Below are 11,693 nucleotides of genomic sequence, written 5' to 3'. Positions count from 1 at the left end.
CGGGAGCAAGCTCCCTCGCCACAGGTAATAAACAGCTTTATCTCGTTACGCGTAATACGCCGGTCAGTTGGCGACGGACCGGCGTCTGTTTTCATGTATGATACGCGCCCCATTTCGTTGCCCGACTGTCCGAGAACACCCCATGCAGCTCTCTTCGCTCACTGCGGTTTCCCCTGTAGACGGCCGCTACGCCGGCAAAACCCAGGCCCTGCGCCCGATTTTCAGCGAGTACGGCCTGATCCGTGCCCGCGTCCTGGTTGAAGTGCGCTGGCTCCAGCGCCTGGCCGCCCACCCTGGCATTGGCGAAGTCCCGGCCTTTTCCGCCGAAGCCAACGCGGTGCTGAACGCCCTGGCCGACAATTTCGCCCTGGAGCACGCCGAGCGCGTCAAAGAGATCGAGCGCACCACCAACCACGACGTCAAGGCGATCGAATACCTGCTCAAGGAGCAGGCGGCCAAGCTGCCGGAGCTGGCCAACGTCAGTGAGTTCATCCACTTTGCCTGCACCAGCGAGGACATCAACAACCTGTCCCACGCCCTGATGCTGCGCGAAGGCCGTGACGATGTGCTGCTGCCGCTGATGCGCCAGACCGCCCAGGCCATCCGCGAGCTGGCGATCCGTTTCGCCGACGTGCCGATGCTGTCGCGCACCCACGGTCAACCGGCTTCGCCGACCACCCTGGGCAAGGAACTGGCGAACGTGGTCTACCGCCTGGAGCGCCAGATCGCCCAGGTGGCCGCCGTGCCGCTGCTGGGCAAGATCAACGGCGCCGTGGGCAACTACAACGCCCACCTGTCGGCCTACCCGGACATCGACTGGGAAGCCAACGCCCGCGCCTTCATCGAAGACGAGCTGGGCCTGAGCTTCAACCCGTACACCACCCAGATCGAGCCACACGACTACATCGCCGAGCTGTTCGATGCGATCGCGCGATTCAATACCATCCTGATCGACTTCGACCGCGACATCTGGGGCTACATCTCCCTGGGTTACTTCAAGCAGCGCACCATTGCCGGCGAAATCGGTTCCTCGACCATGCCGCACAAGGTCAACCCGATCGACTTCGAAAACTCCGAAGGCAACCTGGGCATCGCCAACGCGCTGTTCCAGCACCTGGCGAGCAAGCTGCCGATCTCCCGCTGGCAGCGCGACCTGACCGACTCCACCGTGCTGCGCAACCTGGGCGTGGGTTTCGCCCACAGCGTCATCGCCTACGAAGCCAGCCTCAAGGGCATCAGCAAGCTGGAGCTCAACGAGCAGAAGATCGCCGCCGACCTGGACGCCTGCTGGGAAGTCCTGGCCGAGCCGATCCAGACTGTGATGCGTCGCTACAACATCGAAAACCCGTATGAAAAGCTGAAAGAACTGACCCGTGGCAAGGGCATCAGCCCTGAGGCACTGCAGACTTTCATCGATGGCCTGGACATGCCAGCCGAAGCCAAGGCCGAGCTGAAAAAGCTGACCCCGGCCAGCTACATCGGCAACGCGGCGGCGCAAGCCAAGCGCATCTGACACACCGCTTCACCTTTGAGACGCCCGGCCGCGCCGGGCGTTTTTATTCGCGTCTGAAAAGTATATTTTTTCAATAGGTTACACATGAATCCTGACATTCCACTGCAACTCCTGGGCGGTATCACGGCACGGGAGTTCCTGCGCGACTACTGGCAGAAAAAACCCCTGCTAATCCGCCAGGCGATTCCTGATTTCGAAAGCCCGATCGATGCCGACGAACTGGCCGGCCTTGCCTTGGAAGAAGAGGTCGAATCGCGCCTGGTGATCGAGCACGGCGAGCGCCCGTGGGAGTTGCGTCGCGGCCCGTTCGCCGAAGATGAATTCAGCAAACTGCCCGAGCGCGAGTGGACCTTGCTGGTGCAGGCGGTCGATCAATTCGTCCCGGAAGTCAGCGAGCTGCTGGAGCATTTCCGCTTCCTGCCGAGCTGGCGCATCGACGACGTGATGATCAGCTTCGCCGCCCCGGGTGGCGGTGTGGGCCCGCACTTCGACAATTACGACGTATTCCTGCTGCAAGGCCATGGCAAGCGCAACTGGAAGATCGGCCAGATGTGCGACTCCGAAAGCCCGCTGCTGCCCCACGCGGACCTGCGCATCCTCGCCAATTTCGAGGCCACCGACGAGTGGGTCCTGGAACCCGGCGACATGCTCTACCTGCCGCCACGCCTGGCTCATTGCGGCGTCGCCATGGACGATTGCATGACTTACTCGGTCGGCTTCCGCGCACCGAGCGCCGCCGAAGTCCTGACCCACTTCACCGACTTCCTAAGCCAGTTCCTGCCTGATGAAGAGCGTTACACCGATGCCGATGCGCGCCCGGTGGCCGACCCGCACCAGATCCAGCACGACGCCTTGGACCGCCTCAAGGGCCTGCTGGCCGAACACATGAGCGACGAGCGCTTGCTGCTGACCTGGTTCGGCCAATTCATGACCGAGCCACGCTACCCGGAATTGGTGGTGGGACCGGAACTGGAAGAAGACGACTTGCTGGCCGGCCTGGAACAAGGCGCCGTGATCATCCGCAACCCGAGCGCCCGCCTGGCCTGGTCGGAAGTCGACGACGACCTGCTGCTGTTCGCCAGTGGCCAGAGCCGTTACTTGCCTGGCAAGCTGCGTGACCTGTTGAAGATGATCTGCGCCGCCGACGCGCTGCACATCGAAAACCTCGGCCCATGGCTGGCCGATGAAGACGGTCGCGGTCTCATCCATGAATTGGTCAAGCAGGGCAGCCTGGGGTTCGCCGATGAATAAAATTCACGTTCGTGTCGCAGACTGGCAAAAGGATAACGCCGAGATCCGGCGCATTCGTGAAGCGGTGTTCATTGCCGAGCAATCCGTACCACCGGAGCTGGAGTGGGATTCGGATGATCAGGACGCCGTGCATTTCCTGGCTCTCGAAGGCGACTTCCCGATCGGCACCGCGCGCCTGTTGACCGACGGCCATATCGGCCGGGTGTCAGTCCTCAAGGATTGGCGCGGGCTGAAGGTCGGCGACGCGCTGATGCAGGCAGTGATCGCCGAGGCCGAGAAACGCGGGCTCAAGCAGCAGATGCTCAGTGCCCAGGTGCACGCCACGCCGTTCTATGAGCGACTGGGGTTTGCAGTGGTCAGCGAGGAGTTTCTCGAAGCCGGCATTCCGCACGTGGACATGGTGCGGCGCTCGGCCTGAGACAGCTGAAAGCAACAACACAACACCCTGTGGCGAGGGGATTCATCCCCGCTGGGTTGCGCAGCAACCCCAATGAAGCTGCTTGGATTCAAACTGACACACCGCAGCGACTGATTTGGGGCTGCTTCGCAGCCCAGCGGGGATAAATCCCCTCGCCACAAAAGCATCCTGCAACGCCCAAAACGCCCCGCCATCCTCCAATGCCGGGGCGTTTTGCCGTCTACCATTCAACTTGCCCCACTCGGGGCCGACAAACTGGCAATATCAAGCCTTTGTCTCGCGGAGAAATGGACATGTCCCTACGCACCTTGCTGACCACCCTCCTGCTCGGTTGCAGCCTGTCAGTCATGGCCGACACGCAAGTCGTGCCACTGAACTACCGCACCAGCGCCGACCTGCTGCCGGTGGCGCAGAACTTCATCGGCAAGGACGGCCAGGTCAGCGCCTACGGCAACCAACTGATCGTCAACGCCGAGCCTGGCAAGATCGAAGAACTCCGGCAATTCCTGGCTCAATTGGACACCGCTCCCAAGCGCTTGCTGATCACCGTAGACACCAACGAAAACAACCTGCAGGGCGACCAGGGCTACTCGATCAACGGCGCCGCGCCCAGCCAGACCCGCATCATCAACCGCAGCACGGCCAGCCGTGACGGCGGCGTACAGCAGATCCAGGCCAGTGAAGGCCAACCAGCGCTGATCCAGGTCGGCCAGAGCGTGCCTTTCACCAGCAACCAGACTGACGGCTACGGCCGCATGCAAAGCCAGACCGAATACCGCAACGTCACCCAAGGTTTCTACGTCACCGCCAGCGTCACCGGCGAGACCGTTCATCTGAGCATCAGTACCAACCGTGACCGCATGAGCCAGGAACGTCCCGATGTAGTGAACGTGCAAAGTACCGACACAACCGTCAGCGGACGCCTTGGCGAATGGATCACCCTGGCCGGGGTGAATCGCCAGACTCAGGCCGGTAAACAGGGCCTGACCCGCAGCTACTCGACCCAAGGCCGGGACGACATGATTCTGCGGGTGAAGGTCGATACCTTGAACTGAAGCACCAGAAACTGACTGATGAGTCGTATTAGACCAAAGATGTAGTGCTCAAAAAAAAGCACTACAAAACGTTTGACGAGCCAAAAAACCGAAGGCATGATGGCCTCGCTCCCGCTAATCAGGGGCCCTGGCAAGGGCCTTCGGATCGATGCTTGCAACCACCCTGCGAGCCGATTCGTGTCTGTACCGCCCACAAGGTGTGTTTGACGAGGTTGCGACTGGAACGAAGTTGTCCCGAGGGACGGAAGCGTAACTAGGTAACCCGGCATCACTCTGAGTTCGTATAAAGGCCCACGACGCCCGAATGCGCCCGCAGTTCGCCTCTACCTGCTCACTTTCCCCTCGAGCCCATCGTTCATCCCGTCGCCACCCCGCCTTGACCGACTTGTATGCCAGCCTCCTGGTCAGCGAGCAGCCCTTCACACCCATGACGGGTGCGATTGGCAAGCTGGAATCTTCCAGCCCAGAACGACCATCCATACAAGACGCGACGAGGTTTATTTCCATGGCACTGACACGCGAACAGCAAATTGCAGCCCTTGAAAAAGACTGGGCTGAGAACCCGCGCTGGAAAGGCGTGAAGCGCAATTATTCCGCTGCTGACGTCGTCCGTCTGCGTGGCTCGGTTCAACCTGAGCACACCTTCGCGAAGATGGGCGCCGAGAAGCTGTGGAACCTGGTGACCCAGGGCGCCAAGCCAGCCTTCCGTCCCGAGAAAGATTTCGTCAACTGCATGGGCGCCCTGACCGGCGGCCAGGCTGTGCAGCAGGTCAAGGCCGGCATCCAGGCCATCTACCTGTCGGGCTGGCAAGTGGCCGCGGACAACAACTCCGCCGAGTCCATGTACCCTGACCAGTCGCTGTACCCGGTGGATTCGGTTCCAACCGTGGTCAAGCGCATCAACAACTCGTTCCGTCGTGCCGACCAGATCCAGTGGAAAGCCGGCAAGAACCCAGGCGACGAAGGCTACATCGACTACTTCGCGCCAATCGTGGCTGACGCCGAAGCCGGTTTCGGCGGCGTGTTGAACGCCTACGAACTGATGAAGAGCATGATCGAGGCAGGCGCCGCTGGCGTTCACTTCGAGGACCAACTGGCCTCGGTGAAGAAATGCGGCCACATGGGTGGCAAGGTCCTGGTGCCAACCCAGGAAGCCGTACAGAAGCTGACCGCTGCTCGCCTGGCGGCAGACGTTGCCGGTGTACCGACCATCATCCTGGCCCGTACCGACGCCAACGCCGCTGACCTGCTGACGTCCGACTGCGACCCGTACGATCAGCCGTTCGTCACCGGCACCCGTACCCCAGAAGGTTTCTACAAGGTGCGCGCCGGCCTCGACCAGGCCATCGCCCGCGGCCTGGCCTATGCCCCGTACGCCGACTTGATCTGGTGCGAAACCGCCAAGCCGGACCTGGACGAAGCCCGTCGTTTCGCCGAAGCGATCAAGAAGGAATACCCGGACCAACTCCTGTCCTACAACTGCTCGCCTTCCTTCAACTGGAAGAAGAACCTGGACGACGCGACCATCGCCAAGTTCCAGCGCGAACTGTCCGCCATGGGCTACAAGCACCAGTTCATCACCCTGGCCGGCATCCACAATATGTGGCACAGCATGTTCAACCTGGCGCACGACTACGCCCGCAACGACATGACGGCCTACGTGAAGCTGCAAGAACAGGAGTTCGCTGACGCCGCCAAAGGCTACACCTTCGTGGCTCACCAGCAGGAAGTGGGCACTGGCTACTTCGACGACATGACCACCGTGATCCAGGGCGGCGCTTCGTCCGTGACCGCGCTGACCGGCTCGACCGAAGAAGAACAGTTCCACTAATCCGCAAAGTAAACGGCCCTTGCGGACCGAATAAAAACTAACCGCAAAGCCGACGATCTGAAGCCCCGACTGGTTCGGGGCTTTTTTTTGCCGGTTTCCCCGGTTCGTTTTTCACACCTTGAAATGACCGACCAACTGCTGCAACTGGTTGCCCAGGCGCGCCAGCTCGACGCTGGAGGCTGCGGTTTCTTCGCTGGCCGAGGCGGTCTGCTCGGATACATCGCGCACGCTCAGGATACTCCGGCTGATTTCCTCAGCCACCGAGCTTTGCTGCACTGCCGCGGCGGCAATCTGTTGGTTCATGGCCTGGATGCCCGACACCGCCTGGGTGATGTTGCCCAGGGATGCGCCAACCTTGCCCGCCAGCTCCACGCTGCTGTCGGTCAGCTCGCGGCTGTTTCGCATCATGCTCGATACCTGGCGCGTGCCGTTCTGCAAGCCCGCCACCAGGCTTTCAATCTCTTCGGTGGAATGCTGGGTACGCTGGGCCAGCCCACGCACTTCGTCGGCAACCACGGCAAAACCGCGCCCGGCGTCACCCGCGCGAGCGGCCTCGATGGCGGCGTTAAGGGCCAGCAAGTTGGTCTGTTCAGCCACCGCCCTGATCACGTCCATGATCGTGCCGATGCGCCCGCTTTCCTGTTCCAGCTCGCTCATGGCTTCGACCGAGCGACCGACCTCGCTGGCCAGGCGCTCAATCTGAACGATGGCTTGCGCGACCACCTGGTCGCCAATACGGGCTTGCGCATCGGCCTCTGATGCGGCTGCGCGAGCTTGTTCGGCATTGCGCGCGACCTCATGCACAGTGACCGACATTTCGTGCATGGCGGTCGCCACCTGATCGGTCTCGGTTTTCTGGCTGTTGACCCCGGCGCTGGTCTGCTCGGTGACAGCCGACAGCTCTTCGGCGGCACTGGCGATTTGGGTAACTCCGTCACGAATGCCAGCGATCAGGTCGCGCAAGGTGGCGCCCATGCGCTGGATACCCTGCTGCAACATACCCAGCTCATCATGACGGGTCACGACCCTGTGTTGCGTGAGGTCACCTGCGGCAATGCGATCGACCACGGCCAAGGTGTCGCGCAATGGCTGGGTGATCTGTCGGGTGATGACCAGGGCGGCAAGAATCCCCAACACCATCGCCAAGGCAGCACAGCTCAACTGCAGGACCCGCGCCTGGGCGCTGTCTTCGTCCCGGGAGACGAGTTGGCTGGCATACATCTCGTCACACAGGCGGGTGATGGTTTCACCCAGATCGACCGTGTCCTGCACGGCCTTGCCAATGGCCTGGGTGCTGGCCGTGAAGTCCTGCACCGAACGGCGGTACGCAACCAACGCGGTTTCCAGTTGCTTGAAGGTGTCGGCGTAGGTCGGGCCGAATGCGCTGTTGAGGGTTTCGATACCCTTGAGCGTATTGTCGAGCTGGCGGTTGGCGGCCTGTTCGGTGGCGCTGTTGGGGTTGCCGGTATAGCCACGCACTTCATAACGCACGAGCGCCACGTCCTCTTTTGCCTTGAGGATGATCCTGTACAGCTCGAAACGGCGCTCATCCGAGGCAGGCATTGCCTCGACATCTTCGATGACCTTGGCAATCAGCGCGGCGCCCTTGACCGCATTGACGCCCATCTCCTTGCGCATGGCTGCGTCATTGCGATAAGCCTCGCGCATCGTATTTAGCGCCACTTGATACTGCGTGCTGGCTTGTTCGATCAGCGCAAGCTTCTTCAGGTTTTCCGGTTTTTTCAGCTCGCTTGCGAGGCTTTTCTGCTTGGCGACAAACTGCTCCAGCGAGGCCTGGATCAATGCACCCTTTTGCTCATCGCCCCTCTCCAACTGGTATTGCAAGCGAGCCCGGCGCAGGTGATCAAGGCGGTTGCCGAGCTCGGTGATGCTGGTCATACGATCGGTACGCTCGATCATTTTCCCCAGGCTGAACCAGCCGGTCGCGGCGAGAATGGCGGTCAGAAGCAGCACAACGGCAAAGCCCAAAGCCAGCTTGAGCATAACGCTCATATTCGCGATCCAAGAGTTCATGGCATTCCTTACGGTACTCAGCCGCGAACAAGGAAGACCGGCACGGCTATCCAGGAAGCGGGCGTTAGCCTAATCACGCATTGATATAGATGATTAGATGAATGAGCCACAAAGATAGCCATTTGATATCAAACCTTCAAGACAAGTTGACGATGTCTGTATTGACGGAGGGCTGGCCGTCAGAAATCGACAGGAGATCGGACCTGAGGCACTGAAGCGTGTCGATCGAAGGAAAATTGATCGAACGCAGTATCGGGGTGTCTGAAAAGGAGTAAAACGTCCGGCGCTGACAATTGCAGTAGTGGGCTGTAAGAAAGGCTTTCATGCATCTCACTAAGTGCACCGGTAAAACGGTCGCTGCAGATAATAACAATTATCATTTGGAAGGCATTATCATTGTTACATTCCGCACGAAATATTATTGATGAACAGGCGCCCAATGCCCACCCGGCCTGGGCTGCGAGGCCATGGAGGCACGCTATGTCCTTATTCCAATAAATAATTTCGCTACAGGAATTTTACTTGCCCGGTGTTTAGCCATAAAATCACCGCGATTGATTGCTGCGACATATCGTCACTGCGTTATTTCATTCAAGCTCAGAGACCTCTGCTCTCTGTTAAGGATTTCCAGCATGTCCGAAGCGACAGGACTCATGGCCCACAACTGGGGCTTTGCCATTTTCCTTCTGGGCGTTGTTGGCCTGTGCGCTTTCATGCTCGGCGTGTCGAGCCTGCTTGGGTCAAAAGCCTGGGGCCGCAGCAAAAATGAACCGTTCGAGTCCGGCATGCTGCCTACCGGTGGCGCCCGCTTGCGGCTCTCAGCCAAATTCTATCTGGTCGCGATGCTCTTCGTGATCTTCGATATCGAAGCCCTCTTTCTCTTTGCCTGGTCTGTGTCCGTCCGCGAAAGCGGCTGGACCGGATTTGTCGAAGCTCTCGTTTTCATAGCAATTCTGTTGGCAGGTCTTGTCTACCTTTACCGGGTGGGGGCTCTTGATTGGGCTCCGGAAGCTCGGCGCAAGCGGCAAGCGAAGCTGAAACAATGAGGCTTTGGCAATGCAATACAATCTCACCCGGATCGACCCCGATGCTCCTAACGAGCAGTATCCGATCGGCAAGCGGGAAACCGTCGCCGATCCGTTAGAAGATCAAGTTCACAAAAATATCTTCATGGGCAAGCTCGAAGACGTGCTGAACAGCACGGTCAACTGGGGTCGCAAGAACTCCCTGTGGCCGTACAACTTTGGCCTTTCGTGCTGCTACGTGGAAATGACCACCGCCTTCACGGCGCCCCACGACATCGCCCGCTTTGGCGCGGAGGTTATCCGGGCATCGCCGCGCCAGGCGGATTTCATGGTTATCGCCGGTACCTGCTTCATCAAGATGGCGCCGATCATCCAGCGCCTCTACGAGCAGATGCTCGAACCCAAGTGGGTTATCTCCATGGGTTCGTGCGCCAACTCCGGTGGCATGTACGACATCTATTCCGTTGTTCAAGGGGTGGACAAGTTCCTGCCCGTGGATGTCTACGTGCCCGGCTGCCCTCCTCGCCCCGAAGCATTCCTGCAAGGCTTGATGCTGCTGCAGGAATCGATTGGCCAGGAGCGTCGCCCTCTGTCCTGGGTCGTTGGTGATCAAGGCGTCTATCGCGCCGAGATGCCGTCGCAAAAGGAACAGCGCCGCGAACAGCGTATCGCAGTCACCAACCTGCGCAGCCCCGACGAAGTCTGATCCAAGCTCTGTTCTGAACAAGAAACGAGAACCTGGCTTCATTCTTTACGTTGACCGAAAGCGATAAATAACCATGACTACAGGCAGTGCTCTGTACATCCCGCCTTACAAGGCAGACGACCAGGATGTGGTCGTCGAACTGAACAACCGTTTTGGCCCCGAGGCATTCACCGCCCAGCCGACCCGCACCGGCATGCCGGTGCTTTGGGTTGCCCGCGCCAAACTCGTCGAAGTCCTGACTTTCCTGCGCAACCTGCCCAAGCCGTACGTCATGCTCTATGACCTGCACGGCGTGGACGAGCGCCTGCGCACCAAGCGTCAAGGGCTGCCCGACGGCGTCGACTTCACCGTGTTCTACCACCTGATGTCGATCGAACGTAATAGTGACGTGATGATCAAGGTCGCCTTGTCCGAGGGCGACCTCAGTGTGCCGACCGTGACCGGCATCTGGCCGAACGCCAACTGGTACGAGCGTGAAGTCTGGGACATGTACGGGATCGACTTCCCCGGCCACCCGCACCTGTCGCGCATCATGATGCCGCCGACCTGGGAAGGTCACCCGCTGCGCAAGGACTTCCCGGCCCGTGCCACCGAGTTCGACCCGTTCAGCCTGTCCCTGGCCAAGCAACAGCTCGAGGAAGAAGCCGCGCGCTTCAAGCCGGAAGACTGGGGCATGAAGCGTTCGGGCGCCAACGAGGACTACATGTTCCTCAACCTCGGTCCGAACCACCCTTCGGCCCACGGCGCGTTCCGCATCATCCTGCAGCTGGACGGCGAAGAGATCGTCGACTGCGTCCCGGACATCGGCTACCACCACCGTGGTGCCGAGAAAATGGCCGAGCGCCAGTCCTGGCACAGCTACATTCCGTACACCGACCGCATCGACTACCTCGGCGGCGTGATGAACAACCTGCCGTACGTGCTTTCGGTCGAGAAACTCGCCGGGATCAAGGTGCCGGACCGGGTCGATGTCATCCGCATCATGATGGCCGAGTTCTTCCGCATCACCAGCCACCTGCTGTTCCTGGGGACCTATATCCAGGACGTGGGCGCGATGACGCCGGTGTTCTTCACCTTCACCGACCGCCAGAAAGCCTACACCGTGATCGAAGCCATCACCGGTTTCCGCCTGCACCCGGCCTGGTACCGCATCGGCGGTGTGGCCCACGACTTGCCGCGCGGCTGGGAAAAGCTGGTCAAGGATTTCGTCGAGTGGATGCCCAAGCGCCTGGACGAGTACACCAAGGCCGCCCTGCAGAACAGCATCCTCAAGGGGCGTACCATCGGCGTCGCTGCCTACAACACCAAGGAAGCCCTGGAATGGGGCGTCACCGGTGCCGGCCTGCGTTCCACCGGTTGCGATTTCGACCTGCGCAAGGCGCGCCCGTACTCCGGCTACGAAAACTTCGAGTTCGAAGTCCCGCTGGCCGCCAACGGCGACGCCTATGACCGCTGCATGGTTCGCGTCGAGGAGATGCGCCAGAGCGTCAAGATCATCGAGCAATGCATGCGCAACATGCCGGAAGGCCCGTACAAGGCGGATCACCCGCTGACCACGCCGCCACCGAAAGAGCGCACGCTGCAACACATCGAGACCCTGATCACGCACTTCCTGCAAGTTTCGTGGGGCCCGGTCATGCCGGCCAACGAATCCTTCCAGATGATCGAAGCGACCAAGGGCATCAACAGTTATTACCTGACGAGCGATGGCGGCACCATGAGCTACCGCACCCGGATTCGCACCCCAAGCTACCCGCACCTGCAGCAGATCCCTTCGGTGATCAAAGGCAGCATGGTCGCGGACTTGATCGCGTACCTGGGTAGTATCGATTTCGTTATGGCCGACGTGGACCGCTAAGC

Annotated in this window: 9 protein-coding genes and 1 pseudogene; 8 read left to right on the top strand and 2 right to left on the bottom strand. The window is 60.3% G+C overall.

Annotated elements, in window-relative coordinates; genetic code table 11:
* The first annotated feature begins 142 nt into the window (after window positions 1-142).
* The 5 genes from purB (at window position 143) to aceA (ending at window position 6,068) form a co-directional block, all read left to right on the top strand.
* Window positions 143-1,513, top strand: coding sequence for an adenylosuccinate lyase (purB, locus tag OC610_RS04420; protein ID WP_264426689.1), 1,371 nt, complete (start codon window positions 143-145; stop codon window positions 1,511-1,513).
* Between the two features lie 84 nt (window positions 1,514-1,597).
* Window positions 1,598-2,764, top strand: coding sequence for a ribosomal protein uL16 3-hydroxylase (locus tag OC610_RS04415; RefSeq protein WP_264426688.1), 1,167 nt, complete (start codon window positions 1,598-1,600; stop codon window positions 2,762-2,764).
* Window positions 2,757-3,182, top strand: a complete 426-nt coding sequence (locus tag OC610_RS04410) for a GNAT family N-acetyltransferase (RefSeq protein WP_030141327.1) — start codon at window positions 2,757-2,759, stop codon at window positions 3,180-3,182. The genes OC610_RS04415 and OC610_RS04410 overlap by 8 nt, the downstream gene beginning before the upstream one ends.
* A gap of 293 nt (window positions 3,183-3,475) precedes the next feature.
* Window positions 3,476-4,237, top strand: a complete 762-nt coding sequence (locus OC610_RS04405; RefSeq protein ID WP_264426687.1) for a secretin N-terminal domain-containing protein — start codon at window positions 3,476-3,478, stop codon at window positions 4,235-4,237.
* A 505-nt stretch (window positions 4,238-4,742) separates the two neighbouring features.
* Window positions 4,743-6,068, top strand: a complete 1,326-nt coding sequence (gene aceA / locus OC610_RS04400) for an isocitrate lyase (RefSeq protein WP_030141325.1) — start codon at window positions 4,743-4,745, stop codon at window positions 6,066-6,068.
* 111 nt (window positions 6,069-6,179) lie between these two features.
* On the opposite strand, the gene OC610_RS29675 is transcribed toward aceA, so the two are convergent.
* Window positions 6,180-6,884, bottom strand: a complete 705-nt coding sequence (locus OC610_RS29675) for a methyl-accepting chemotaxis protein (protein WP_408636536.1) — start codon at window positions 6,882-6,884, stop codon at window positions 6,180-6,182.
* 198 nt (window positions 6,885-7,082) lie between these two features.
* Window positions 7,083-7,967, bottom strand: a pseudogene (locus OC610_RS29670) (methyl-accepting chemotaxis protein); the annotation flags it as partial.
* Between the two features lie 767 nt (window positions 7,968-8,734).
* Between OC610_RS29670 and OC610_RS04390 the strand changes: the two are divergent.
* From OC610_RS04390 to nuoC, 3 genes are all read left to right on the top strand, one after another.
* Window positions 8,735-9,148: an NADH-quinone oxidoreductase subunit A gene (locus OC610_RS04390; protein WP_003203367.1), complete on the top strand. Its 414-nt coding sequence runs from the start codon at window positions 8,735-8,737 to the stop codon at window positions 9,146-9,148.
* Window positions 9,149-9,158: 10 nt separating this feature from the next.
* Window positions 9,159-9,833 carry a NuoB/complex I 20 kDa subunit family protein gene (locus OC610_RS04385; protein ID WP_030141322.1) on the top strand — a complete coding sequence of 225 codons (675 nt, stop codon included), beginning with the start codon at window positions 9,159-9,161 and terminating at the stop codon, window positions 9,831-9,833.
* Window positions 9,834-9,906: 73 nt separating this feature from the next.
* Complete coding sequence (gene nuoC, locus OC610_RS04380) at window positions 9,907-11,691, top strand: NADH-quinone oxidoreductase subunit C/D (RefSeq protein WP_264426685.1); 1,785 nt, start codon at window positions 9,907-9,909, stop codon at window positions 11,689-11,691.
* Window positions 11,692-11,693: the final 2 nt, after the last annotated feature.

The organism is Pseudomonas agronomica, assembly GCF_025917275.1.
GTDB classification, from domain to species: Bacteria; Pseudomonadota; Gammaproteobacteria; order Pseudomonadales; family Pseudomonadaceae; genus Aquipseudomonas; species Aquipseudomonas agronomica.
This window is presented reverse-complemented; position numbering and strand designations above follow the sequence as displayed.